At 54.9% G+C, this 22,968-nt stretch carries 27 protein-coding genes and 4 tRNA genes; 23 read left to right on the top strand and 8 right to left on the bottom strand.

All coding sequences use genetic code 11. The annotated features are described in order from the left end of the window. Nucleotides 1-15: 15 nt before the first annotated feature. Complete coding sequence (gene efp / locus IPJ12_00760; protein ID MBK7645740.1) at nucleotides 16-573, bottom strand: elongation factor P; 558 nt, start codon at nucleotides 571-573, stop codon at nucleotides 16-18. A 38-nt stretch (nucleotides 574-611) separates the two neighbouring features. Then, entirely contained in the window at nucleotides 612-1,694 is a 1,083-nt protein-coding gene (gene earP / locus IPJ12_00755; protein ID MBK7645739.1) for an elongation factor P maturation arginine rhamnosyltransferase EarP, read from the bottom strand. Between the two features lie 24 nt (nucleotides 1,695-1,718). On the opposite strand from earP, the gene IPJ12_00750 reads away from it, so the two are divergent. The 20 genes from IPJ12_00750 to IPJ12_00655 all read left to right on the top strand — a co-directional run bounded on the left by IPJ12_00750 (nucleotide 1,719) and on the right by IPJ12_00655 (nucleotide 14,180). Next, a complete protein-coding gene (locus IPJ12_00750; protein MBK7645738.1) occupies nucleotides 1,719-2,366 on the top strand; it encodes a uracil-DNA glycosylase in 648 nt (215 codons plus the stop codon). A gap of 12 nt (nucleotides 2,367-2,378) precedes the next feature. Next, entirely contained in the window at nucleotides 2,379-4,190 is a 1,812-nt protein-coding gene (gene uvrC, locus IPJ12_00745) for an excinuclease ABC subunit UvrC (GenBank protein MBK7645737.1), read from the top strand. A gap of 3 nt (nucleotides 4,191-4,193) precedes the next feature. Next, on the top strand, nucleotides 4,194-4,772 hold the full coding sequence (gene pgsA, locus IPJ12_00740; GenBank protein ID MBK7645736.1) for a CDP-diacylglycerol--glycerol-3-phosphate 3-phosphatidyltransferase: 579 nt from the start codon (nucleotides 4,194-4,196) through the stop codon (nucleotides 4,770-4,772). A gap of 53 nt (nucleotides 4,773-4,825) precedes the next feature. Next, nucleotides 4,826-4,901 (top strand) — tRNA-Gly (locus IPJ12_00735). Nucleotides 4,902-4,957: 56 nt separating this feature from the next. Continuing rightward, nucleotides 4,958-5,031 (top strand) — tRNA-Cys (locus IPJ12_00730). Between the two features lie 154 nt (nucleotides 5,032-5,185). After that, nucleotides 5,186-5,989: a site-specific integrase gene (locus IPJ12_00725; GenBank protein ID MBK7645735.1), complete on the top strand. Its 804-nt coding sequence runs from the start codon at nucleotides 5,186-5,188 to the stop codon at nucleotides 5,987-5,989. Nucleotides 5,990-6,000: 11 nt separating this feature from the next. After that, complete coding sequence (locus tag IPJ12_00720; GenBank protein ID MBK7645734.1) at nucleotides 6,001-6,420, top strand: hypothetical protein; 420 nt, start codon at nucleotides 6,001-6,003, stop codon at nucleotides 6,418-6,420. A 102-nt stretch (nucleotides 6,421-6,522) separates the two neighbouring features. Beyond that, a complete protein-coding gene (locus tag IPJ12_00715) occupies nucleotides 6,523-7,050 on the top strand; it encodes a hypothetical protein (protein MBK7645733.1) in 528 nt (175 codons plus the stop codon). Between the two features lie 98 nt (nucleotides 7,051-7,148). Further along, nucleotides 7,149-7,343, top strand: a complete 195-nt coding sequence (locus tag IPJ12_00710) for a hypothetical protein (protein ID MBK7645732.1) — start codon at nucleotides 7,149-7,151, stop codon at nucleotides 7,341-7,343. Between the two features lie 3 nt (nucleotides 7,344-7,346). Further along, nucleotides 7,347-8,246, top strand: a complete 900-nt coding sequence (locus IPJ12_00705; GenBank protein MBK7645731.1) for a hypothetical protein — start codon at nucleotides 7,347-7,349, stop codon at nucleotides 8,244-8,246. 100 nt (nucleotides 8,247-8,346) lie between these two features. Then, a complete protein-coding gene (locus tag IPJ12_00700) occupies nucleotides 8,347-8,964 on the top strand; it encodes a hypothetical protein (protein ID MBK7645730.1) in 618 nt (205 codons plus the stop codon). Then, complete coding sequence (locus IPJ12_00695) at nucleotides 8,957-9,373, top strand: hypothetical protein (GenBank protein ID MBK7645729.1); 417 nt, start codon at nucleotides 8,957-8,959, stop codon at nucleotides 9,371-9,373. The genes IPJ12_00700 and IPJ12_00695 overlap by 8 nt, the downstream gene beginning before the upstream one ends. Nucleotides 9,374-9,428: 55 nt before the next feature. Beyond that, a complete protein-coding gene (locus IPJ12_00690) occupies nucleotides 9,429-10,568 on the top strand; it encodes a phage major capsid protein (GenBank protein MBK7645728.1) in 1,140 nt (379 codons plus the stop codon). Beyond that, nucleotides 10,568-10,756, top strand: a complete 189-nt coding sequence (locus tag IPJ12_00685) for a hypothetical protein (GenBank protein ID MBK7645727.1) — start codon at nucleotides 10,568-10,570, stop codon at nucleotides 10,754-10,756. The genes IPJ12_00690 and IPJ12_00685 overlap by 1 nt, the downstream gene beginning before the upstream one ends. A 178-nt stretch (nucleotides 10,757-10,934) precedes the next feature. Then, on the top strand, nucleotides 10,935-11,183 hold the full coding sequence (locus IPJ12_00680; protein MBK7645726.1) for a hypothetical protein: 249 nt from the start codon (nucleotides 10,935-10,937) through the stop codon (nucleotides 11,181-11,183). Between the two features lie 195 nt (nucleotides 11,184-11,378). Next, a tRNA-Gly gene (locus tag IPJ12_00675) sits at nucleotides 11,379-11,454 on the top strand. Nucleotides 11,455-11,532: 78 nt separating this feature from the next. Further along, a tRNA-Leu gene (locus IPJ12_00670) sits at nucleotides 11,533-11,618 on the top strand. Nucleotides 11,619-11,629: 11 nt separating this feature from the next. Continuing rightward, nucleotides 11,630-12,088 (top strand): DUF1178 family protein, encoded by a 459-nt coding sequence (locus tag IPJ12_00665; GenBank protein ID MBK7645725.1) that lies wholly within the window; start codon nucleotides 11,630-11,632, stop codon nucleotides 12,086-12,088. 327 nt (nucleotides 12,089-12,415) lie between these two features. After that, nucleotides 12,416-13,513: an MFS transporter gene (locus IPJ12_00660; protein MBK7645724.1), complete on the top strand. Its 1,098-nt coding sequence runs from the start codon at nucleotides 12,416-12,418 to the stop codon at nucleotides 13,511-13,513. Between the two features lie 271 nt (nucleotides 13,514-13,784). Beyond that, nucleotides 13,785-14,180: a hypothetical protein gene (locus IPJ12_00655; protein ID MBK7645723.1), complete on the top strand. Its 396-nt coding sequence runs from the start codon at nucleotides 13,785-13,787 to the stop codon at nucleotides 14,178-14,180. 538 nt (nucleotides 14,181-14,718) lie between these two features. Here IPJ12_00655 and IPJ12_00650 read toward each other — a convergent pair. From IPJ12_00650 to IPJ12_00635, 4 genes are all read right to left on the bottom strand, one after another. Then, nucleotides 14,719-14,997 (bottom strand): DUF883 family protein, encoded by a 279-nt coding sequence (locus IPJ12_00650; GenBank protein MBK7645722.1) that lies wholly within the window; start codon nucleotides 14,995-14,997, stop codon nucleotides 14,719-14,721. Between the two features lie 408 nt (nucleotides 14,998-15,405). Next, nucleotides 15,406-16,203 carry an ATP-binding protein gene (locus IPJ12_00645; GenBank protein ID MBK7645721.1) on the bottom strand — a complete coding sequence of 266 codons (798 nt, stop codon included), beginning with the start codon at nucleotides 16,201-16,203 and terminating at the stop codon, nucleotides 15,406-15,408. Next, nucleotides 16,196-17,692: an IS21 family transposase gene (locus tag IPJ12_00640; protein MBK7645720.1), complete on the bottom strand. Its 1,497-nt coding sequence runs from the start codon at nucleotides 17,690-17,692 to the stop codon at nucleotides 16,196-16,198. Before IPJ12_00640 ends, IPJ12_00645 begins: the two co-directional genes overlap by 8 nt. 108 nt (nucleotides 17,693-17,800) lie before the next feature. Continuing rightward, a complete protein-coding gene (locus IPJ12_00635) occupies nucleotides 17,801-18,556 on the bottom strand; it encodes a LysR family transcriptional regulator (protein ID MBK7645719.1) in 756 nt (251 codons plus the stop codon). 131 nt (nucleotides 18,557-18,687) lie between these two features. On the opposite strand from IPJ12_00635, the gene IPJ12_00630 reads away from it, so the two are divergent. Genes IPJ12_00630 through IPJ12_00620 form a run of 3 tightly spaced genes read left to right on the top strand, consistent with a single transcriptional unit; the run spans nucleotide 18,688 to nucleotide 21,425 of the window. Continuing rightward, nucleotides 18,688-19,803 carry an S-(hydroxymethyl)glutathione dehydrogenase/class III alcohol dehydrogenase gene (locus IPJ12_00630; protein ID MBK7645718.1) on the top strand — a complete coding sequence of 372 codons (1,116 nt, stop codon included), beginning with the start codon at nucleotides 18,688-18,690 and terminating at the stop codon, nucleotides 19,801-19,803. A 15-nt stretch (nucleotides 19,804-19,818) separates the two neighbouring features. Then, nucleotides 19,819-20,670 carry an S-formylglutathione hydrolase gene (gene fghA, locus IPJ12_00625; protein MBK7645717.1) on the top strand — a complete coding sequence of 284 codons (852 nt, stop codon included), beginning with the start codon at nucleotides 19,819-19,821 and terminating at the stop codon, nucleotides 20,668-20,670. A gap of 59 nt (nucleotides 20,671-20,729) precedes the next feature. After that, on the top strand, nucleotides 20,730-21,425 hold the full coding sequence (locus tag IPJ12_00620) for a cupin domain-containing protein (GenBank protein MBK7645716.1): 696 nt from the start codon (nucleotides 20,730-20,732) through the stop codon (nucleotides 21,423-21,425). A 198-nt stretch (nucleotides 21,426-21,623) separates the two neighbouring features. Here the strand turns inward: IPJ12_00620 and IPJ12_00615 are convergent, their stop codons facing one another. Further along, a complete protein-coding gene (locus IPJ12_00615; GenBank protein ID MBK7645715.1) occupies nucleotides 21,624-22,214 on the bottom strand; it encodes a hypothetical protein in 591 nt (196 codons plus the stop codon). A gap of 91 nt (nucleotides 22,215-22,305) precedes the next feature. After that, nucleotides 22,306-22,881 carry a hypothetical protein gene (locus IPJ12_00610; protein ID MBK7645714.1) on the bottom strand — a complete coding sequence of 192 codons (576 nt, stop codon included), beginning with the start codon at nucleotides 22,879-22,881 and terminating at the stop codon, nucleotides 22,306-22,308. Between the last annotated feature and the right edge of the window lie 87 nt (nucleotides 22,882-22,968).

The following is a 22,968-nucleotide window of genomic DNA, read 5'->3' as shown; positions in this document are numbered from 1 at the left end:
CCGGAAAACCGCAGATTACTTGACGCGGTTTTTGTATTCGTCAGTACGGGTATCGATTTCGATCTTGTCGCCAATGCTGACGAAAGCCGGAACCGGCAGTTCAAAACCAGTAGCCAGCTTGGCCGGCTTCATGACCTTGCCAGAGGTGTCGCCCTTGACTGCAGGCTCGGTGTACACCACTTCACGCACGACGCTGTTCGGCAGTTCGACAGAAATTGCCTTGCCGTTATAGAACACGACTTCACAAGCCAGGCCGTCTTCCAGATACTTAAGCGCGTCGGTCATGTTTTCGGCTTCGACTTCAAACTGCTCGTAGTCGGCATCCATGAAGACATACATTGGATCGGCGAAGTAGGAATAAGTCACTTCCTTCTTGTCGAGCAAGACAATTTCAAACTTGTCGTCCGCCTTGTAAACCGCTTCGGAAGCGGCGCCGGTCAACAGATTCTTGAGTTTCATTTTGACAACAGCGGCATTGCGGCCAGACTTGTTGTATTCGCTCTTCTGAACGACGAGCGGGTCGGCACCCACCATGATGACGTTGCCGGAGCGGAGTTCCATTGCGGTTTTCATACGGGATTCTCAAAAGTCAGAAAAAGATAAACCTTCGATTATACCTTGTGCGCACAGAAATTGACGAGTGTGGTCGCCATGTCCGGGATCGATGCCAAGCGATTGGCCCAGTCGGCAGTGTAAGCCGTAAAAAACTCGCGTTTCCCAATGAAATTCAGCCATGCAGATTCGACGCCTCTACCCGTATTCCAAGCCATAAAGAGTCGGCGAATGGCGGCTTCTTCGTCTGCAGCCATCCCTCGGCAATAACGATCAAGAAATGCCTCCAGTTTGATGAGGTGTGCGTCGTCATCTTGAGGATAGATTTGCCAGACGAAAGGCTTTCCGGTCCATTGGGCGCGAACAAATGAATCTTCGCCACGCACAAAATTGATGTCGCAACGCCAAAGCAATCGATCATAGTCATCGATGGGCATAAAGGGGATTGGCTTGATCAGTGCCTTGCCGAGTTGCCAAGGGCCGCGTCCTGCCAGATGTGTGTTCACTGCTGCCAATGGCTTGCCTTGGAGAACGTGGCAAGTGACCGCCATTTCTGATTGAGCCAAAGCGCTGAGTAATTCTCCCACCGGGGCGGTGTCATAGCAAAACAGACTGATTTCAAGTCTATTGGACTCGAGGTTCGCTGCAGCTCTTTGGTCACGATCACTCAACAGTCTCGCTTCCCGCAGCAGACCGCCACTACTTGCCGTAAAACCAGGGAAGAAAAAATATTTGGTCAGCGGTAGAGCAGGGTGGGGCGATGCCATGCCGTGGCATGCCTCTGCCCAAGGCTCCGCTGTCAGATACTCCAGATTGATCCAGCAGGGTTTTCGTTCGCACAGCGCCATCGCTTGCAAGTAAGCGGGTGGAATCTCACACGCAAATGCTTCAATGATTACGTCCGCAGGGCTGGGGAACACCGCATTTTCAGTCCAGTGACAAATCTGAACCCCTTGATGCGATTGTGCTGGCTCCTTGATATCCAGCATAGGACACAAGGGATACAGGCTCGCCAGGTCATCAACCCACAAGCGAACATGGCGGCCATGTTCTGCGGCAAGTTGCCTGGCCAATCGCCAGCAAACGCCAATGTCGCCGTAGTTATCGATAACCCGGCAAAAGATGTCCCAATGAAGCTGCATGGCCACCATGCTACCATCGACGTCATGCCAAGATTTCAAGACCCCACCGCCTGTATTGCCTGCCCGCGTCTGGCTGAGCACCTTGCCAACGTTCGCCAGCGTGATCCGGACTGGCACGCCCTGCCAGTTCCTGCCTTTGGTTCGCTGGACGCCGAACTGCTTGTCGTCGGCCTTGGCCCCGGCGAAAAAGGAGCTAACCGAACCGGCCGCCCATTTACTGGCGACGTTGCAGGGGAGTTGCTGTATCCGGCATTGCATCGGTTCGGCTTTGCCAGTCAGCCCCAAGCACTAGGGGATGATCAATGGGCCAATCCGGCCATGGAGCTGAGCAACTGCCGCATCACCAATGCCGTGCGCTGCCTGCCTCCCGCCAACAAGCCAACCACTGCCGAAATCCGCCAATGCAATGGGCACCTCAAGGCAGAATTGGCTGCAATGCCAAGCCTCAAAGTAATCGTTGCACTAGGTGCGATCGCTCATCAGGCATTGCTCTGGGCCCACGCTCTAAAGCTAAAGGAATTTACCTTCGGTCATAACGTCAGCCACGTATTGCCGAATGGCGTCACTCTGGTCGATAGCTACCATTGCAGCGGCTATAACTGGCGTACCGGCCGGCTTTCGCGAGAAAGCTTCGAGGCCGTGTTTGCCGGAGTCAAAGCCCGTCTCGCCTAAAAGGCTGCCTAGATGACCTTCGATGACAAAGCCTTTTTGGCTACGTTAACTGAATTACCAGGCGTATATCGCATGTTGGATGCGAACGCCATGGTGCTTTATGTTGGCAAAGCCAAGAACCTTAAAAAACGGGTTTCGTCCTATTTCCGGGAAAATGTTTCCAGCCCGCGCATCGCTCATATGGTCAGTCAGATTGCTACCGTAGAAACAACGCCGACACGAACTGAGGCGGAGGCGTTGTTGCTGGAAAACAATCTGATCAAATCACTTGCGCCACGCTACAACATTCTCTTTCGTGACGATAAATCGTATCCATATATTGCCCTGACAAAAAGCCAATTTCCACGTCTGAGCTTTTACCGAGGCAACCCGGATCGCAAGGCTGATTACTTCGGCCCCTATCCCTCTGCTTGGGCAGTGCGCGATAGTATTCACCTGATGCAGAAAATATTCCGCTTGCGCACCTGCGAGGACAGCGTCTTTTCAAATCGCTCGCGGCCATGTCTACTTTTCCAGATCAAGCGCTGCAGCGGGCCATGTGTCGGACTGATCAAACCCGACGATTACGCCAATGATGTCCAGTTGGCATCGATGTTTCTGCTCGGCAAGCAGCATGAGGTCGTACGGCGCCTGAATAACGCGATGGAGGCCGCATCAAATCAACTCGCATTCGAACAGGCGGCGGTTTATAGAGACCTTATCCAGTCGTTGCATCAAGTGCAGGAGAAGCAGTTTGTCTCAAGCAGTAATGGTGAAGATGTCGATATCCTGGTTGCGATTAAGGAAGCAGGGCAGTTATGTGTGAATCTAGCCATGATTCGAGGTGGGCGTCATCTCGGTGACAGGCCATTTTTCCCGACCAATGCCGGGGACTCCGATGCTGCCGATGCCTGCGCGGCCTTCATCCGCCAACATTACGCTGCACATCCAGCACCATCGCGCGTACTGGTTAATCCTTTGCCAGTCGAAGATGAGCCCGGTGAAGCAGCAGCGGCACTCGCTGAGCTTGCTGGGCGTACCATTCCATTGCAGGAAGCTCGTGGCTTGACTCAAAAGACCTGGGTTGAAATGGCGATGCAGAATGCGCGTTTAGCCATCCTGGCAAGAAATCAAGCGACCGCCCAGCAAGAAATGCGGCTAGCTGCCCTGCAACAGGCGCTGGAACTCACGGAACCCATCATTCGCATTGAATGCTTTGACATCAGCCATACCATGGGGGAGGCGACCGTTGCTTCTTGCGTGGTCTACCAGGAAAATCGCATGAAAAATGCCGACTATCGGCGTTTTAATATCCGCGATATTCAGCCTGGGGACGACTATGCGGCTATGCGACAGGCAGTTAGCCGGCGCTATGACGGGATTGCCGCTAGCGAGGGCGCAGCGCCCGATCTTATTTTGATCGATGGTGGAAAAGGCCAGGTTAGCTGCGCCTTTTCGGCCTTGGCTGACCTTGGGTTATCTCACATTCCCATGATCGGTGTTGCCAAGGGAGAAGGGCGCAAGCCGGGCTTGGAGTCGCTGATTTTCCCAGATGGACGGGAGCCATTACAATTAAATGCTGGAGACCCAGCCCTGCATCTGATTCAAGAAATTCGCGACGAAGCGCACCGCTTTGCGATAACCGGGCACCGTGCCCGACGCGGCAAAGCCCGAAAAACCTCGAAGCTGGAAAGTCTGCCGGGTATTGGGCCGGCTCGCCGGAAGGCGCTGGTTGCTCGATTTGGCGGACTTCCGGGAGTCCTTGCTGCGAATGAGGAGCAACTAGCTGAAGTGCCCGGAATCAGCCGGGACATGGCCGTAAAGATATATTCCGCATTACACTAAACCATGCCTTTAAATTTCCCCATCTTGCTCACTTGGCTTCGTATTGTTGCGATACCGCTATTGATTGCCGCTTACTACCTCCCGGTGGACTGGGCCACTTCCCATGAGCGCGATTTGGCCGCCACCTCAATATTTGTTGCAGCCGCATTCACTGATTGGGCTGATGGCTATCTTGCCCGAAAGCTGGATCAGACCTCGGCCTTCGGTGCCTTTCTGGATCCCGTTGCCGACAAATTAATGGTCGCTGCGGCGCTGATCGTCCTGGTGCAACTGGGCAGAGCTGATGCCATCGTTGCTACCATTATCATCGGACGCGAAATTACCATATCGGCTTTGCGTGAATGGATGGCCAAGATCGGTGCTGCAAAGAGTGTAGCCGTTTCCATGATCGGTAAAGTTAAAACTGCCGCCCAGATGCTGGCCATACCTATTCTGCTTTATTACCTCCCATTGTTCGGCCTCGATATGCGAGAACTTGGCAACTGGTTGATCTGGATAGCGGCGTTGTTAACGCTGTGGTCCATGGGGTATTACTTGAGGATGGCGTGGCCTGAAATTGCGAAGCGAGCCGCAGAAAAATAGAAGGTGATGTTGACAATATCCTTGCGTCGCCTATAATGCGCGCTCTGTTTCACGCGGCAGTAGCTCAGTTGGTAGAGCGATACCTTGCCAAGGTATAGGTCGAGAGTTCGAGACTCTTCTGCCGCTCCAGATTTTAGGGTAAAGCCTTAGGGCTTTGCCAAAGTTGTAAAAGACGTTTTCGGATAGGCGCGATAGCAAAGCGGTTATGCACCGGATTGCAAATCCGTGTAGGTCGGTTCGACTCCGGCTCGCGCCTCCAGATCATTGCAGCACAAGGCTTGGCGGCCATTGGGACATTTTATTAATCCGCAGCGGATTTTAGGATGCCCATCATGAAAACTGAGTACCAAACCCCAAAGACAGTAGCGGAAATCGCCTCTGTCTTTTTGTCGTTAACTCCGGTGCACGACCCCATGCTGAAAACGCGCCTGGCTTTCTGGACTGAGCGTTTCGGCAATCAACCTCTGGCCGAATTGTCGCCGGATGACGTCGACGCCGCGCTGGCCGAGCTGGAAACTAAGCCGAACAGCAAAGGCCAGATGCGTTCCGGCCCCACCGTGAACCGCTATCGGATGGCCATGCAATCAGCCATCCGCTTTGCCCGGCAAAAACGCCTATTGCCGCGCGGCTGGAATTCACCATTCAAAGATATCCCCCAGCATAAAGAAAACCCCGGCAAGGTGCGTTTCCTGTCGCCAGACGAAGAGCAGCGCCTTATGGATGCCGCCCGGCTGCAGGAATGGGTACTGTTGCCGCTATTGATTCGTCTAGCGATCGTCACTGGCTTGCGGCGAGGGGCGCTGCTGGGCCTGACCTGGGGTGATGTGAAACTGGATAGCGACGACCCGCACGTCACCGTCGCGCGCACCAAAAACGGCGATTCGCACGTTTCACCGATTACCCCGGATCTCGTCCAGGAGTTCAAACGCATGCATCGCGTAAAAACTTTCGATAACAGCCTGGTATTTGTCGGCAAGCATCTGCATGTTCCGCACGACTTCCGGCATGGATTTACCGAGGCTTGCAGGATGGCTGGGCTAATCGGTGTGACCTTCCACACGTTGCGGCATACGAGCTGCTCAAGGCTTGCACAAGCTGGCGTCGATATCCTCGCCATTGCCGAACATGCTGGGCACCGTTCATTGACCATGACGCGCCGCTACAGCCATCTTTGCATCAAAGGTCGCGCCAATACGATCAACAGCGTTTTTGCGTGAGGGAGGAAGACATGAACCATCTGACATTGGTCAATAAGGCCAACCCCAAAACATCACGGAAAGTCCGTGCGTCAGAGCCGGCCATTCCTCGAGCAGTTACAAGGGCGTTAAAGCAGCTAGAGTCCGGTGATGCCGATGTGGTCTGCGTCATAGCGTCCAGCAAGAGTGAAAATCGGGTGTATCAGGTTTCTGCCGGCAAGGGCGCCGGTTTTCTACGGGATATGAACTTGCCTTACATGGAACAAGAATCGCCAATTAGAGAAGGAAATCTAATAACTTTGAAGCCGCGCCCAAATAATGTTGATCAAATTTTAGCGATTGCTCGAGCGTTCGCTTCTGGCTACCTAGAAACCATGCATTTAATCGCTAGTGGATCTGATGGAAAGGTAGTAAATCGAACGTTCAAGCAGAGTGCTGGACGCGTCGGATAACCAGATTTAAGAGCACGCCAACCCCTAGCCCGGCCAGGCGAACGGCGGATACCTTCACCGCCTGGGGTTGGCACCTTTTGAAGGGCGCAGAAGGAGCGCAAAGTGGGACTTTCAATACTTGAAGCAGCTGAGCTTCTGAAAAATGGTGATGGCGAGAAATACATTTCTTGCTTTATCGGCGCAGTAAAATTTGCGGTCGCTAGTGGCAATAGTGCGGCTATCAGCTTAGATGATGCGCTGGTGGCATCGATGGCATTAGCGAGGCTTATTGATACGACAGAAGGCCGAAAGCTGCTCAAACGTCAGAAGCGTCAGAATACCCAATTCAAGGCCCGCGAATTCAGAATGGGATCACCACAAAGAAATGTGGTCATTGCTCACCTGAAAAGCGGAGCCGCCTACAAAGATTCCTTGCGCGCCCTTGGCAATACGTTCAGCGACCCGCCAGACGATAGGACTATAAAGAGATTATTCGATGATCTCGTTGCCGATCAGAATGCGTTTAATCAAAACTGTGTTGATCTATTGCTAGCGGCTGGCGCAATTCAAGGAGACCAAGAAAGCCAAAGAATTGCTTCTTTGGAAATTTTGAGCAACATCGGATATCAATTACACGTTCCTGCAAAGTAAATATTTTTACTTTGTTTAAGGGTTAATGGCCGAATCCATATCCTACTAAAACGTTCCAAGCGCCGCCAAGCCTTGAGCGTTTTAGCGAGGATATGAAAATGAATGACGTTTCTCCACTTGATTTTTTGTCAATCAAAGATTGGCACCGTGAGTACGGAAACACCGTATTCAGCAGCCCAAAAATGCTGCATTACTACATCCATCCGGTAGAGCGTGAATTGCTTCAGGCCGGTGCGCTGGTCAGGGTATGTTGCTTACCACCGAGAGTTGATCAATCAATTGGCGAAGGATGATTCATGATTCCTGGTCTTCTTCTCGCTGGTTCGAGAGTACTGTCGTTTTCCCGTGCGTTGAGTGTGCGTGCCTTCGCAGGTAGAGGTGCGTTGTTCCAAGACTTGATATCAGCTATCGACTATTTCACTCTGGCTTTGCAGTTGGCGGATGATCAAACAGGGGCTATGCGAGCGGAGGCAGCAAAGGCCGCGCAAGCTGTGTCTAAGATTAGGATAAAGACAAATCTCTACGATACGCGCCGCTGGGTTGGTGATGTTCAAAAGCAGGTTGCTTATGCGACGGCTGTAGCCCTGACTAGAACAACGAAGCGACTCGTTCCGATCATGGAGGATGCAGTAAGGAAATCATTTGATAAGCCGACTGCCTTTTCAGTGCGGGCATTTGGCACAGTGCCAGCCACCAAGCAAAGCCTTGAATCAAAACTGTTCATCAAGGATCGGCAAGCTGAGTATCTATCGCCCAACATCGTCGGCGGCCGCCGCGGTCAGAAGCGTTTTGAAAAGAGATTAGGGTACGACGCAAAGACCCATGGGTATTGGGTTCCTGGCAAGGGAAGCACGCTAAATGCCGCTGGCAACCTGGGCGTTAAGCAGATTGCTCTAATTGCTCAAAAGCTTCGTGCTTCCGGTCGGTATGGCGAAGTGTTTGTCGGCATGCCTAAAAACAACCCGGCATTGCCGTTTGGGATATGGGCTCGTGTGAAGCAGGGCCGTGGAAGCAGGGTCTCTTCACTAAAGCCGCTTCTTATCCGCGTGAATCAACCTGCATATAGAAAGCGGTTTGATTTTTTCGGTATCGCTGAACGCCACGCACAACGGATCTTCGATCAAGAGTTCGAGAGAGCTTTTAGCGCGGCGTTGCGATCCGTTCGCCCGGTTTCAAGTGTGCTGAAGCAATTATGAATCGCGGGTCCTCCCTGGCTTCAAGCCGTGCGGGTAATTCGCACCTCGTTTTTTCTGGTGTAGGTCTTGGACAAACATAGTGAACGGATAGGCCGACAACATGGCAAATGACCTTGATTTTGACCTGACCAAAGACTTGGCTGGAATTCCATCGACCGCCTCGCTGCTGTCAAGCAACGAGCAAATGCTGGCCGGAATCCGCGTCACGCGTGCCCAGTTCGCCCGGATGATGGGCTGCAGCCGCCAAGCCGTAACCGAGTGGGTGAACGCCGGCCGCTTGACAGTCGGCGCCGACGGCCGCTTCGATCCGTGCAAGGCGGTGGCCGACTTGCTGCGAACTGGCGATCCTGCCCGCTTGCGGGCCAAGGTGCTGCAACCACTCGTCGCTGAGCTAGCCGGATACCGGGCTCGCATTACCGACATCGAGGCCGCGCTCGGCAAATCGATGATGGAGTCACAGGCGCTGCGCGCCGACCTCGCCAACGCGAAAGAAAACGCCGAATTTGAAGCCGGCGCCGCGTCTGAGTTCCTCGAACTATTCGACGCGTTGATTGATCAGCTACCGGCCACCTGGCATGCCTTGTCTGATATGCCAGAAAACGCCGGCGCCGAAATCATCATCGGGTGGCTTCACAAGGCGCTCCAAGTGGGAGCAGGCCAAGCTGGCGATATCACCGCGCTGCTCAAGGAGGGTGAAGGGGAAGGCGAAGATGAATGACCCCATGACATTGGCCCGGCAGATAGCCACGAAAAAGGAAATCAACGAGGCCGCCGAAGCCTGGATCATTAGCGCGTTCTCTGCCTGGTGGCGTGATGGCAAAGACCCGGAGCGCCTGGCTATGTTCTTGCGCCTGCCGACCGCTTCGCGCTCAGCCATAGCCGAGCGAGACCACTGGCTGGGCGTGTCCTGCAAAGAGCTGCAGGGGGATTTTCCAGCCTCTCAGCTGGCCGCCATCGTCAAGGATTTCATGAAAAACGATTGGCCGATATGGCGCTGTTCCAGCCAGCCGCCCGCGGATGCCGATCCAGTCCTGGCCGCCTTGTTCTTCGCTGCAGATTCCGGCGCGACCATGGATCTGGGCAAGCGTCAATGGCGGAACATCGTGCGGAAATCGTTTCCGGAATGAATGCCGCCCTAAACTGAAAACATGTGGCCATGTTCAATCAGCATGGGTTAATCAAATGGCCACAGTTTTCAAGCGCTACAGCGAAGCGGGCGCGTTAGTCCAAAACGAGCGCAATCAGCGCAGCTCCCGAACTTTTTCTATCTCACGAGTGTTGGCGGCCATGTGTGACGACGGCTTGCGCCTTGATGGCTATGAACGTGAGTTTTTGGTGGAAATTGGTCGAGCGACCGGCCGTGGCTATGACCCACAACGGGCCGCATTGCCGATTGAATTGCTCTGTGATCCGACTATTCATATTGAATCGCTTATGCGTGATATGTCGGCTGGCAGCTCTACCGCAGGCGGAAACCTGGTTGGCACTACCGTATCGCCTATCAATGACATGATGAAACCATGGTCGACCGTAATAAAGGCTGGCGCCTCCGTCGTTTCGGGTGATGTTAGCCGAGTAGGGCAGGGCAACATCATCATTCCCAGAATCTCGAAAAAAATTGTGACTTACTGGGTCAATGGGGAGGGCGGCAGTCTTACGCAGTCCGATCCCGAAATTAGTCAGGTAACGCTATCCCCCAAAACAGGCGGGGCCTTGACCAAGTTCTCTCGGCTGTTGGCCAAGCAAGGAAACGTAGCCGATGCGCTGCTTCAGCAACACATGTTATCGATAGTCGGTGGTTTGGTCGATTCCGCCGCCATTGCTGGCACCGGCCTGAACGGTCAGCCAAAGGGGATTGTGAATACCGTTGGCGTCGCCGCTTCGACAGGTGGGCCCGATCAAAAGTCCGTTCTTACCGCCGAATGCAATGCAGCTATTAACGGGAATGACGACAAATTCGGTTACATCACCCACCCAATTGTTCGCTTTGTAATGAGAAATAGCGGAACCAATCTTTATCCCTTTGGCACCGATGCCTTGAGTGCCTGGAAGTCCGGTCCAGAGGGCGGCCGCTTCCTTGATTGGCCGGCATTCGTTTCGAACGCTTGCCCAGATGACACCATGGTTGCCGGGCCTTGGGATGATTGTGTTATCACAATGTGGGGCGCCCCTGTTCTGGAAATCAACCCCTACGAAGCGAACGACTTTAAAAAGGGCTTCTTTGCTGCTCGTATGCTAATTGACTGCGACATCGCCGTCATTCATCCAGAGGCATGGATGAAGTTTACTGGCATCACTCATCTTGATTGGGAGGAAATGTGATGGCCTACTGGGAGAAAGAATGGAAGCCTGACCTCACGCCCACTGACGTGCTCATTACCCGTCCGGTGATGTGCGAGGGTAAACCTAGGAAGCCCGGCGACAAGATTACCTGTAGCCGGCAGGATGCGCTTGTTCTGGTCGGTGTGAAACGCGGCCAGATCATCGGGCCTGCGGTTTCTTCTAAGTAGTTGTCCCGGTCCAATTGGCCACCTCTCCAGCCAATTGGATTTCCCCTGCCAAGCATCGTTACAGTGCTTGGCCGGCCTCTCAGGGGCGCTGCCAGGGATCAGCGAATAAGAGGCCACCTCCCAACATCAAAATCATTCTCTGGTGATGTCATCGCCCTGCCCACAATGCCGCCTGCCGATGCACACCGCTGGCCGCCTGCTGGCATTTCGTGATGACGCGGGCGTGACCTTCTCCTTTGCGATCTGCCCGCGATGCGCCGGCCGCCTGGATCGATTACCCGTTCGCGTGCAAAGCAAGTTGCTGGATGTAGCGATCAACCAACTGATCAAACACCCTGATCGTTATGCCGTGAAAACGCATACCGACGTTGCTGAGGCCCGGCTATACATTGCCGTCGAGGCTGCGCATTTACGCGGTGAATTTTGAGGTTTGAGCAGAGTAGGGCGCAGCACAAAAATATGCATCGGACTACCCGCAATGAGCCGGATTAATCATCCGCAGGGTTTACACATCCCATCTCATCCGATAGAATGCCGCTCGTTCCAAGGCTTCCAAGCGGAACAGGAGGATTGCAAATCCGTGTAGGTCGGTTCGACTCCGGCTCGCGCCTCCAAAGGTTTTGCGGCAGTAGCTCAGTTGGTAGAGCGATACCTTGCCAAGGTATAGGTCGAGAGTTCGAGACTCTTCTGCCGCTCCAAAATAGAGAAAAGGGAAAGCGCGGGTCGCTTTCCCTTTTTTCATATCGGGGCACTGCAACGATATAATCGAAAAATCCGCCCGGGTGGTGAAATTGGTAGACACAAGAGACTTAAAATCTCTCGCTCATTGAGTGTACGGGTTCGACCCCCGTCCCGGGCACCACGATTGAACAAATGATCATTTACGACCTTAGCTGCGACAACAATCATCGATTTGAAGGCTGGTTTCAGAATGCGGTGGCATTCGATACCCAACTTGAAGACGATCTGATCTGTTGTCCACAGTGTGATAGCCACAGCGTCCGACGCATTCCATCTGCTGTCGCTATTTCAGGGCATCACACCGAACCAGTAGATAGGGCGCCGACTCCGTCAACAGCATCCGGCAGCACGGCACTGATGCCTGTCGGTGCGCAGGCGATGGCAATTTATCGTCAGCTCGTCGAAGCCATTGTTAATCAAAGCGAAGACGTCGGCCCATCGTTCGCTGAAGAGGCTCGAAAGATTCACTACAACGAAGCCCCTGAGCGGCCAATTCGCGGTGAGGCGACAGTGGATGAGTGCGAGGCTTTACGTGACGAGGGAATCAACGTGATGCATTTGCCTCAGCTAAAGGAGGAGGATCTTAATTGATCCTGGTTTTTTCTTGTTGGATATTAGTTTACATAATACAAATTATGCGTTTTGTGAAGGTTGGCCGAAGCTGTGCGTAGTCTCGCGAAAATGCTACTTCGCCAACTTATTAGCAATTGCCTGCGCTCTCCCTTGCGATGACGTCAGCCGCTCACTCGCCAAATATTGGTGCTTGAGTTAGCTTATCCATCCTTCCACCGACAAAGCAATCGGCGTCTTTTCGTGTTTTTCCATCAATTGCGCAACTTTCTCGTCGACGAGCACGGCAATGCTTCCCGGCTACTGGTCTGGATACTCGGTTTCTTTGCCTTTCTCAACGTGTATTCGATGCAGGCGCTGGTGCCGCTAGTCATGCACGATTTCAACGCCTCGCCTGCTCAGGCCGGCGCCACGGTCGGGGCGACGGTGCTGGCTGTAGCGCTGGTTTCGCCATTCATCGGCATGCTGTCCGACGCCTATGGGCGTAAGGTCATCATCGGCACATCGCTGTTGTTGCTGACATTGCCGACGGCGTTGATATCGCTGGCCGATAGCCTCGGTACGATCCTGCTGATGCGCTTCATGCAGGGGCTTGCTATTCCTGGTATTGCGGTGGTGTTGATTGCCTACATTGCCGAGGAATTCCGCGTCATCGGTGCTGCCCGGATGACCGCTGCCTACGTCGGTGGCACCGTCATGGGTGGTTTTTCGGGGCGTTTCATTACCGGCCACGTTGGCCATCTCATTGGCTGGCGCGGCGCTTTCGTCACCCTGGCTCTCATGAATCTGCTGGGTGCCTTGGTCGCCATCCGGACCTTGCCGGCTTCACGCCACTTCGTGGCCAACCGCAATTTCAACGGCGCTTTCCAGATGCTGCGCCGGCACCTTTCCCACCCGCGCCTGTTGGCGGCCAGCGGTGTCGGCTTTTGCGTACTGTACTCGCTGGTCGGTACCTTTACTTACGTCAATCTGCATCTTGCCCAGCCGCCGTTCAGCCTCACTACGGCCGGGCTGGCCAATGTCTTTTGTGTCTATTTGGTCGGCGTAGTCGTTACACCGCTGATCGGGCGGCACGTGGTCCGCCTTGGATTTCGGAAATCCCTGATGTACGCCCTGCTCATGTCAATAACCGGCTTGCTGCTAACGCTCCTGCCCTCGCTACCGGCCGTCATTCTCGGCTTGATCATCTGCTCCTGCGGTGTCTTCATCTGCCAGTCGGTCACCATCAGCTTCATTGGCGACTGCGTCAGCGAAGGCCGTTCGCTGGCCACCGGGCTGTATTACATGAGTTATTACGCTGGCGGGGCGGTTGGTAGCTGGGTGGTCGGCATTGCTTATGAACAGGGTGCCTGGCTGGCATCCGTCATGGCCATTGCCTACGTTCAATTGGTGGCCATGGCGGTAGCCTGGTTTGGATGGCAAAAGCCAACTGCAGCGACAAGCTGATTTGTTCTTTGGAAAGCGCATACATGCGGCCGGACCGGATTTAATTTTTGGCCATTTTTTCCGGTTGACCGTAGCAAGCGGCACAGGCAGGCATCAACTTGGTACGTTGAATCTGGAAGGCGCCCTAAAATGCTGGGGCTGCTGCAATAGATGCTTATTCGTCATCATGCATGGCTATAGTTTTTACCTCACAAGTGGCGTCAACTGATTTGCTGCCGCCACGTTTATTGCTGAAGGCAATCTGCCTTTCATAGAAAGAGATGGTGGAAATATGAACAAGATGATTTCTGGTTTGGTCGCTGGCTTGTTTGCTGTCAGCTTCGCTTATGCCCAAACGCCCGCCCAACCGGCAATGCCAGTCAAACCTGCCGTTGTGGCACCGGCCCAGCCTGTGGCTGCAAAACCGGTCGCTCCAGTAGTAAAAACTGAAGCTGCGGCACCTGCAGCAACTCCCGCTGCATCTGACTGCGAAACAAAAGCTGTTGGCAAGAATGGCAAGCCACTGACCGGCGCCGCCAAAGCCTCTTCCATCAAAAAGTGCGAAGGTGGCAGCAAAGCGGCAGGACCATCTGGCTGTGCAGCAAAAGCAGTCAGCAAAAATGGAAAGCCTTTGGTCGGTGCTGCCAAGAACTCTTTCATGAAAAAATGCGAAGCTGAAGCAAAGTAATCGGGCGACCGCTCTTTCATTGAAGCCGGCTAATTGCCGGCTTTTTTGTCGACAAAAACTCAAGGCCAAGGCAACGCCCGACGCCCGACGCCGGTACCGAACGTCAAGCTATCTCAGGCCAAGTCGAGACGGTTACACCGGCCGATGGCGGACTAGCCAGACACTGACGGCTTGAGCCGATGAAGGGATGTGCGTGGCCCCCCACCCTCCTCTATTCTGCAACGCTGGTTGAACTGGCCATTTAAGATCGCAGGCATCGCAGCACTATCTCCCTGAAGCATTGGTTGCCAAATCTTCAGCCAATGTCCCGGTGAGTCGGTTGGCAATTAAATGCCTTCGCGTAAATAAAAAGTCTCGCGAGGCATCGTGCTCCGCGAGACTGACCGCCGCTATCCGGCCAGCAGCCGATTGTCCAAAAGTTCGTGATAAGGGGGCAGACTGGTGGCGTGCATAACCGATGTGGTCGTTACGAGCCCGCTTCTAATACCACCGCAACTGATGGCATGTCAGCGACGGCAAGCAGCCCTTTGTCGTGGTATCAACGACGGCTGATCAAGGCACCAATGAATACGCCGACCGCCGCTGCGATGCCGGCAATTTTCCAAGGGTTGCCGCGTACATATTCATGCGTAGCATTGGCGGCACTACAAGCCTTCTCGGACATGGCGTGGCGGCTTGCCGAAAACTCTTCGGCGACGGAATGTCCGGCATCCTTGAGCAGATGGTCTGCCTTGTCCAGAATTCGCTTGAAATCACGGATAACCGCTTCCTTCGAAGTTTCGGTCGTTGCTGGTATGGCGCTGGTTTCTGTGGTCATTTTTTTCCTGATTCCTGTAATGGTTGGAGGGAGAGGGATACGGCGGTGTTTGCTTCAGCTGTCCGTATCACGCCTCTGTGGCAAATGTTGCTCGCTAGCAGATAACGGGTCTGTGCGTTGGCGAACAGACCTTGTTGATGGCATCGATAACATGGTGATAGGCGCCATTCCTGCATGGCAAGCGCGGGAACCTCAACAACTCACGGAGAAATAACTACATGACTGTCGGCGCGCGTTTAATTTTGACCACCTGTGCTCGTTGAATTTTGACCAGGTGTGATAGCCACCTGACATAGGTTGGCTTGTGGATAAGTGTAGCTCAGAACAACCGATTTCCGAGCCACGATGAATGCGTTGGGAAAGCCGTGGAGGACGAAGTCCGGAACGGATTTCCCAACGCGGCCCTGATCAGAATGCGTCCTCCTCGGGTGGATTTCCCCGCTTGCTCTGCTCCCTTGCCTTGATCCTCGACTTGGCGGTCGCCGTGCTGTGCCGGAAGCGAAATGACTCATTCCCCGTTTCTACGATGTGGCAGTGATGCGTCAGCCGGTCGAGCAGCGCCGTCGTCATCTTGGCATCGCCGAAGACGCTCGGCCATTCGGCAAAGGTCAGGTTGGTCGTGATCATCACGCTGGTGTGCTCGTAGAGCTTCGACAGCAAGTGAAACAGCAAGGCACCACCAGCCTGGCTGAACGGCAGATAGCCCAGCTCATCGAGAATCACCAGATCCATGCGCAGCAGTCCCAAGGCAATCCGGCCAGCTTTGCCGGCCGCCTTCTCTTGTTCCAGGGCATTGGCCAGATCCACCGTCGAGAAGAACCGAACCCGCTTGTTATGGTGCCCAATCCCCGAAACACCCAGTGCCGTGGCCAGGTGCGTCTTGCCGGTTCCCGTGCCACCGATGAACACCACGTTCTGCGCTTCCTCGGTAAAGGACAGGTCGGCCAGTTGCCGAATCAGTTTCTGATCTACCTTCGATTGATCGAAGTCGAATCCCGCTAGATCCCGATGTACAGGGAAGCGGGCCGCATGCATCTGGTAGCCAATCGAGCGCATGACCCGGTCAGTATGTTCGGCCTGCAGCAGATGCTCGATCAACCAGCGAGAAGTGTCGATGCCGGCGCCACCGTTGGCCGATAGCTCTTCCCAGGCACCAGCCATGCCGTGCAGGCGCAGCTCCTTGAACTCACTCATCAGCTCACGCATGGTCGCTCACCTCCACGCGCAGCTGGTCGTAGCGACCCGTATCGGCGATCGGTGCTTCGCTGATCGTCAGCGGGGTCTCCACCGGTGGTGGCATGGGTCCAGACTTCAGTCGATTGAGCATGTTCTCGACGTGCTCGGCACTGGGCAAGCCTGATTCCAGAACCAGATCGACCGCCACCAGCACAGACTCCAGACCGAACTGCGCAATCGCTGACAGGACCTTGGCCATCACCCGATCACCACCTTCTCGACGCAGCAACAAACTGCGCAGGCGCTGCAAAGCTTCCGGCATGTCGGCAAATGGCGCGCCATTTCTCAAGGCACCCGGCTTGCGTTCAATCAGCGGAATGTAGTGCTGCCAGTCGTAGAGCGTTTGTTGCCGGGTGAAACTACGTGGATGGCTGGCCATGCGCAGATCGTGCGCCACCATATCAATCCGCTCCGGATAGAGACGCAGGCTAACGACCTGGCCGACCAACTCGCACGGCACCGAATAGCGATTACGATCCAGCGTGACTAGGCAGGTGCTGGAGACTTTGCCCAGGGTTTCAACATACCCATCGAAGGGCGCCACCATTGGCATCAGGCTCGGTTGCTCGTGTTCCAGCATCTCGGCCACCGTCAGATCCGCGTACTCAGGATGGCGCAATTCCTGCCACAGGCTACGGCAGCGTTCGAGCAGCCAGACGTTCAGTTCGGTGAAAGAGCTGAAGCGTTCCTTGCCGGCATCCTGCCAGAGCCGCAGCCGGCTATCCTGGACATTCTTCTCGACAACGCCTTTCTCCCAGCCGCTGGCGACATTGCAGAAATCCGGGTCGAACAGGTAGTGGGAGGCCATGGCCGAGAAGCGGGCATTGACGATACGGGACTTGCCCTTCTGCACCTTATCCACGGCCGTCTTCATATTGTCGTAGATGCCGCGCCGAGGAATGCCGCCCAAGGCCGCAAACGAACGGGTATGGGCATCAAACAGCATTTCGTGGCCTTGCGTCGGGTAGGCCTGAACCACAAAGGCCCGACTGGCACAGAACTTCAGATGCGAGGCGAGAATCTTGCGCCAGACACCACCGATCACCAAATGCTCTTCGCTCCAGTCGAACTGGAAGGCTTCGCCTAATTCAAAGTGGAGCGGAACGAAGGCTTTGCTGACCGCCGCGCCACCATCGGAACGCCAGCGCCGGATGAACTCAGTGACCCGGCAGTAGGTGCCCGTAAATCCGGCCGCCTGCAATTCACCAAAGAGTTTCAGCGCCGTACGCCGATCCCGTTTCGGGCGCCGAGCATCCGTTTCCAGCGCCTTGATGAGTCGCGCCGCATAGGGCGCAATCTTGACGTTCGGGTTCTCCCGTTCGTACTTCGGCTCCGTGCCTTCCGGCGTCCGTAACCAACGCTTGACGGTGTTCCGGCTATACCCCGTCTTCCTCGAAATCTCGGATAGCGACACGCCATCCCGGTAAAACAACCGCCGAATCCTTCCCAGATCCTTCATGGTGATCATCTCCTAAAATCCTGCTCAAAAAATGAGCGGACTAGTTAATCACCCTGGTCAATTTTCAGCGCGCACAACCTCGCTTTTCTGGTCAGTTTTCAACGAGCGTCAACACACCAGCGCTCCTTTTTTCAATTGATCAAGTACGTAATAGTCCGGCAGCTGGCTGATACCGAAACCACGCATCGTTGCGTCCAGTACCGCCGGACCGCTGTTGCAACGCCAGTTGCCACTCGGCCTGAACTGAACCTCGCGATCACCTTGCTGGAACAGCCAGACATCACTGGTGCCGATCAGGCAGTTATGTTGCCCGAGCTCCGACAGGGTATGCGGACGCCCGTAGCGCCGAAGGTATGAGGGCGCAGCACATAGATACATGGCTCGCGGCGCAATGCGTGTTGCGACCAGGCTGGATTCATTGAGTCGGCCAAGGCGTATGGCCAGGTCGAAACCTTCATGGACCATATCAACCGCGCGGTTGGTAAGTTCAATATCTACTTTAAGTATTGGATATTGAGCCATGAATTCATTTACTAATGGCACGATAAAACGCTCGCCATAAGCTACTGCCGCCGTCATGCGTAACAAGCCTGTTGGTGCGCTTTGCAGGTCACCCATGGTCAAGAAGGCTTCGTCGCGTTCTTCAATCAGTCGCTGGCATTTCGCAAAAAACGTCTGCCCTGCTTCGGTCAATGAAACCCGTCGGGTCGTCCGATAAAGCAGGCGGGCTTGCAGGCGCTCTTCGAGCGAGGCAACTTGCCGACTCACATGCGACGACGAAACACGCAAACTTTCTGCCGCCCGGGAAAAACTTCCACATTCCGCAACGGCAACAAATTCATCGAGACCATCCCAGCGGTTCATGTATGACGCTCCATCAGATATTCATTCGATCATTATCCCGTATGAACAATAATCAATTGCACGATGGTGATTCATTAGCCGACTGGCAATAATTATAATGTCCCCATCACATCCATCCTGAGAGCGCTTCCATGACAATAAAATCCCGTGCCGCCGTAGCCTTTGCCGCCAACCAACCCTTGCAAATCGTTGAAGTGGATGTCGAGGCGCCGAAGGCGGGTGAAGTGCTCGTCAGAATCGTCGCTTCCGGCGTCTGCCATACCGATGCCTTCACGCTTTCCGGCGACGATCCAGAAGGCATCTTCCCGACCATTCTCGGCCATGAAGGCGGTGGCATTGTCGAAGCCATCGGTGATGGTGTTACTTCGCTGGCCGTTGGCGATCATGTGATTCCGCTGTACACCGCCGAATGTGGCAAATGCAAGTTCTGCCTGTCGGGCAAGACCAATCTTTGCCAGGCTGTGCGTGCTACGCAGGGCAAGGGCCTGATGCCGGATGGTACGAGCCGTTTCTCCTACAAGGGACAGCCGATCTTCCATTACATGGGCTGCTCGACCTTCTCCGAATACACCGTGCTGCCGGAAATCTCGCTGGCCAAGATTCCCAAGGAAGCGCCGCTGGAAAAGGTCTGCCTCCTGGGTTGTGGCGTCACCACCGGCATTGGCGCCGTGCTCAACACCGCCAAGGTTGAAGAAGGCGCAACGGTGGCCATTTTCGGCCTTGGTGGCATCGGATTGGCGGCGATCATCGGTGCGACCATGGCCAAGGCTTCGCGCATCATCGCAATCGATATCAATCCCTCCAAATTTGTCATCGCCAAGGAATTGGGTGCGACCGATTTCGTCAATCCCAGGGATTGCGACAAGCCGATCCAGGAAGTCATCGTCGAAATGACTGATGGTGGCGTCGATTATTCCTTCGAGTGCGTCGGCAACGTGCATTTGATGCGAGCGGCGCTTGAGTGCTGCCACAAGGGCTGGGGCGAATCGACCATCATCGGCGTTGCGGGCGCCGGGCAGGAAATCAGCACACGCCCCTTCCAGTTGGTCACTGGCCGCGTCTGGCGCGGTTCGGCCTTCGGCGGGGTCAAGGGACGCACCGAGTTGCCGGGTTACGTCGAAAAGGCGCAAAAGGGCGAAATTCCGCTTGATACCTTCATTACCCACACCATGCCGCTCGAAGAAATCAACACCGCGTTTGACCTGATGCACGAAGGCAAGAGCATCCGTACCGTCATTCACTTCTAAGCTGGAAAGTCCCTGATGACGCTCGAGAACATTTCCTTTCAGAAAAGCTTTGGTGGTTGGCACAAACGCTACCGACATCGCTCTGTAGTGCTGAATTGCGACATGGTATTTGCCGTATATCTGCCGCCGCAGGTCGAACAAGGCGAAAAGCTGCCAGTGCTGTATTGGCTATCCGGCCTGAGTTGCACCGACGAAAACTTCATGCAGAAGGCCGGCGCACAAAGGATGGCAGCCGAGTTGGGGGTAATCATCGTGGCGCCGGACACCAGCCCGCGTGGCCCCGATGTTCCCGGGGACCCTGATGGCGCCTGGGATTTCGGTCTCGGTGCTGGCTTCTATCTGAATGCAACGCAGGCGCCGTGGGATCGAAATTACCGCATGCACGACTACGTGGTGCATGAATTGCCGGCGCTGATCGAATCCAGCTTTCCGGTTTCCAGCAAACGCTGCATCAGTGGCCACTCCATGGGCGGCCATGGCGCGCTGGTTTGCGCCCTGCGCAATCCGGGGCGCTACCAGTCGGTTTCGGCTTTCTCGCCGATCTGCAATCCGATGACGGCACCCTGGGGTGAAAAGGCGTTTTCCCGCTACCTGGGCGAAGATCGTTCGGCCTGGCGTGAATGGGACGCCAGCGCCCTGCTCGCCAGCGCTGCCGAAAAACTCCCGATCCTCATCGATCAGGGCGACCGCGACGATTTTCTGGCGATCCAGTTGAAGCCCGAAGTGCTGGCTGCGGTTGCCAAGGCGAATGGCCATTCGATGACGCTGCGCATGCAGGCCGGCTACGACCACAGCTACTATTTCATCGCCAGCTTTATCGAAGACCATCTGCGCTATCACGCCAGGATACTGAACGGGAAAGCCTGAAGCAGAACGATTTGCCGAATGCTCACTCTTATCTGCATTGAACCTACCCAGAGACTGTTTTGAACGACACCGACCTCCGCATCAACGCCGATTTTGATCAACGTGTCGTCATCCCGCCGGTGACAGAAGACGCCTGGGTACCCTCCCCCTGCCCCGGCGTCTGGCGGCATCGGCTTGATCGAATTGGCGGCGAGATCGCCCGCGCCACAAGCATCGTGCGCTATGCGCCCGGTTCGCAGTTCAGCGAGCACACACATGGCGGCGGTGAAGAGTTTCTGGTGCTTGACGGCGTGTTTTCCGACGAGCATGGCGATTACCCGGCCGGCACCTACGTGCGAAATCCACCGGGCTCAAAGCACACGCCCTTCACCCGGGAAGGCTGCACAATTTTCGCCAAGCTATGGCAGTTCTCCCCGGGAGATACCCAGAAAGTTGTGCTCGACACCAACACCACGAGTTGGCGCCCCGGCCTTGTACCGGGCTTGTCAGTGATGCCGCTTCATGAGTTCGACGGAGTAAGTACGGCCTTGGTGACATGGAAGCCCCACACTCGCTTCAATGCGCATACGCATCCCGGCGGCGAGGAAATTCTGGTCCTTAACGGCGTATTTCATGATGAATTCGGGGAGTACCCGGCCGGAACCTGGCTGCGAAACCCGCGCTGGAGCAATCACACCCCGTTCACAGGTGGCGAGGGGGCGCTCATTTACGTCAAGGTCGGGCACCTTGGCGCGCCCATGCTGCGAATTGAGTAGAGCTCAAGCGGTGCTAGGGGAATCGTATTAACTAGACCATCCAATTGCATTGGCGATAGTCAGCCAAAGTCGAACGACAACTGGGTGCCCTTTGCAGCCGGTCGAACCTTGGAAAAGCGACCGCTCAGGAACATTCAGCTTGAGGGGCCGCCGGAGGGCGGAACTTGGAGGCGGTCCCCTCTAAGCGCCAGTTCGGCCTCACTTCGCGTCTCGCGCAATTTCTTTGAGCGCCTGCGTGAGCTTTTCTATCTGCTCGGCCACCGGGTCAATGGGCTGTGCGGTGAATTGAAATGGTTGAAGATCTACTACCGTGGCTTCGGAAGCGTGTTCGCCTTCGAAGTCGTAATCGGCGGTGATCGTGAATCGAGTTGGGCAGTGCTCTTGGCTTCTGAAAACGACATGGCCGACGCCGAGATGAAAGACTAGCTCTGCGTGAGGTGGCAAGCACACGATGACTTCAGTGAATGCGGAGAACGCTCGCAGATTCTTACCTGCCCCCATGTCGCCATTGAAGTAGAAATCGCGATCCATCGATAGATTGAGATTTCTAGCGTTCGTTGATCCAGCGTTCCGAATCGTGAGCATTATAAGGGTGCTGCCAGTTCGAACCCACGGTGTAATCTGGATGTATGGACGGCTAAGGGAGCGCACCTGCTCTCGCATAACTGCCACCGACTCACGGTTGGCCTGAAGTATTTTGAATGTTGCAAGCATGACGGCTAAAGAGGCAAGCGCAGTCAAGCCTGACACAATCGCAATTGCGAGGTTGATTTGGTCGGCGATTAGCATGTCTTGTGAGGCAAACGTTGGAATTCACCGGCCTGCGCGGCTTTATGCGCAGGTCCGGTGGAATGGTGGATTGGGCGTCGTCCGTTGGCTCTCATTTGACGAAGAATTCCTCGGCCCTAGCCAGGAAATTTTCGTAGAACTCAGCAGCTACGTCAGCAACCGCGATGACATTCATTAGATCGACAGGGTTGCCGAGGTGCGATGTTGGAACGGCGTAAACACGACCGCGATTTGTTACCGGTAGGAGCGTAGTTCTTGCCGGGAGAAAATCGACTCTTATCTTCTGCGGTGACTGGATAAAGATGTTGCCGTTGTTGATTTCCATGCGTTCGATATAAAGGCTGTTCCCCTTAGCAGGATTGATTCCTATGCCAGGAGCCTCTCTGCCAACAATTTCATTAACCGTGTGTTCGTCTGCACCGCGAGCGTTGACGAGATAAGAAAGCAGCGGGTCAGTTTTTCGGAGACCCTCAAATTGCCCTTTCCATCCGTTCCATTTCGGACTCTTGCCGAAGTGACTTACTCCTTTGTTCCAAACTCGCTCCAAGCGTCCAAGAAACTCCTTCCACGCCTCCTCGAGCGCGTCGAGTGTTTTCGCGTCGCGCATTTCACCAATGGCAGCTCGCGCCTTAGCAAGTTCAAGTGATGGCTGATCAGAATGCTGCATGGCTAAGACGCCCAACTGTTATTCAGGCGCAGAAACGTCTGGGTTATTGCTAATAGTACGGACACAGCTGAATCGCTCATAAGCTTT

It is taken from the genome of Betaproteobacteria bacterium (assembly GCA_016709965.1).
In the GTDB taxonomy this organism is placed as follows: domain Bacteria; phylum Pseudomonadota; class Gammaproteobacteria; order Burkholderiales; family Rhodocyclaceae; genus Azonexus; species Azonexus amarohabitans.
The sequence above is the reverse complement of the archived record's forward strand: the minus strand, read 5'-3'. Positions and strand labels throughout refer to the sequence as shown.

What these genes read in the sequence shown, in the direction of transcription:
- efp (MBK7645740.1), bottom strand. Translation starts at nt 573, where the DNA reads ATGAAAACCGCAATGGAACTCCGCTCCGGCAACGTCATCATGGTGGGT.
- IPJ12_00655 (MBK7645723.1), top strand. Translation starts at nt 13,785, where the DNA reads ATGAACAAGATGATTTCTGGTTTGGTCGCTGGCTTGTTTGCTGTCAGC.
- IPJ12_00615 (MBK7645715.1), bottom strand. Translation starts at nt 22,214, where the DNA reads ATGCTAATCGCCGACCAAATCAACCTCGCAATTGCGATTGTGTCAGGC.
- IPJ12_00720 (MBK7645734.1), top strand. Translation starts at nt 6,001, where the DNA reads ATGAACCATCTGACATTGGTCAATAAGGCCAACCCCAAAACATCACGG.
- IPJ12_00695 (MBK7645729.1), top strand. Translation starts at nt 8,957, where the DNA reads ATGAATGACCCCATGACATTGGCCCGGCAGATAGCCACGAAAAAGGAA.
- IPJ12_00700 (MBK7645730.1), top strand. Translation starts at nt 8,347, where the DNA reads ATGGCAAATGACCTTGATTTTGACCTGACCAAAGACTTGGCTGGAATT.
- IPJ12_00750 (MBK7645738.1), top strand. Translation starts at nt 1,719, where the DNA reads ATGCCAAGATTTCAAGACCCCACCGCCTGTATTGCCTGCCCGCGTCTG.
- IPJ12_00660 (MBK7645724.1), top strand. Translation starts at nt 12,416, where the DNA reads ATGCAGGCGCTGGTGCCGCTAGTCATGCACGATTTCAACGCCTCGCCT.
- IPJ12_00685 (MBK7645727.1), top strand. Translation starts at nt 10,568, where the DNA reads ATGGCCTACTGGGAGAAAGAATGGAAGCCTGACCTCACGCCCACTGAC.
- IPJ12_00635 (MBK7645719.1), bottom strand. Translation starts at nt 18,556, where the DNA reads ATGAACCGCTGGGATGGTCTCGATGAATTTGTTGCCGTTGCGGAATGT.
- IPJ12_00610 (MBK7645714.1), bottom strand. Translation starts at nt 22,881, where the DNA reads ATGCAGCATTCTGATCAGCCATCACTTGAACTTGCTAAGGCGCGAGCT.
- fghA (MBK7645717.1), top strand. Translation starts at nt 19,819, where the DNA reads ATGACGCTCGAGAACATTTCCTTTCAGAAAAGCTTTGGTGGTTGGCAC.
- earP (MBK7645739.1), bottom strand. Translation starts at nt 1,694, where the DNA reads ATGCAGCTTCATTGGGACATCTTTTGCCGGGTTATCGATAACTACGGC.
- uvrC (MBK7645737.1), top strand. Translation starts at nt 2,379, where the DNA reads ATGACCTTCGATGACAAAGCCTTTTTGGCTACGTTAACTGAATTACCA.
- IPJ12_00645 (MBK7645721.1), bottom strand. Translation starts at nt 16,203, where the DNA reads ATGCGTGAGCTGATGAGTGAGTTCAAGGAGCTGCGCCTGCACGGCATG.
- pgsA (MBK7645736.1), top strand. Translation starts at nt 4,194, where the DNA reads ATGCCTTTAAATTTCCCCATCTTGCTCACTTGGCTTCGTATTGTTGCG.
- IPJ12_00650 (MBK7645722.1), bottom strand. Translation starts at nt 14,997, where the DNA reads ATGACCACAGAAACCAGCGCCATACCAGCAACGACCGAAACTTCGAAG.
- IPJ12_00665 (MBK7645725.1), top strand. Translation starts at nt 11,630, where the DNA reads ATGATCATTTACGACCTTAGCTGCGACAACAATCATCGATTTGAAGGC.
- IPJ12_00690 (MBK7645728.1), top strand. Translation starts at nt 9,429, where the DNA reads ATGGCCACAGTTTTCAAGCGCTACAGCGAAGCGGGCGCGTTAGTCCAA.
- IPJ12_00630 (MBK7645718.1), top strand. Translation starts at nt 18,688, where the DNA reads ATGACAATAAAATCCCGTGCCGCCGTAGCCTTTGCCGCCAACCAACCC.
- IPJ12_00725 (MBK7645735.1), top strand. Translation starts at nt 5,186, where the DNA reads ATGCTGAAAACGCGCCTGGCTTTCTGGACTGAGCGTTTCGGCAATCAA.
- IPJ12_00710 (MBK7645732.1), top strand. Translation starts at nt 7,149, where the DNA reads ATGAATGACGTTTCTCCACTTGATTTTTTGTCAATCAAAGATTGGCAC.
- IPJ12_00640 (MBK7645720.1), bottom strand. Translation starts at nt 17,692, where the DNA reads ATGAAGGATCTGGGAAGGATTCGGCGGTTGTTTTACCGGGATGGCGTG.
- IPJ12_00680 (MBK7645726.1), top strand. Translation starts at nt 10,935, where the DNA reads ATGCACACCGCTGGCCGCCTGCTGGCATTTCGTGATGACGCGGGCGTG.
- IPJ12_00705 (MBK7645731.1), top strand. Translation starts at nt 7,347, where the DNA reads ATGATTCCTGGTCTTCTTCTCGCTGGTTCGAGAGTACTGTCGTTTTCC.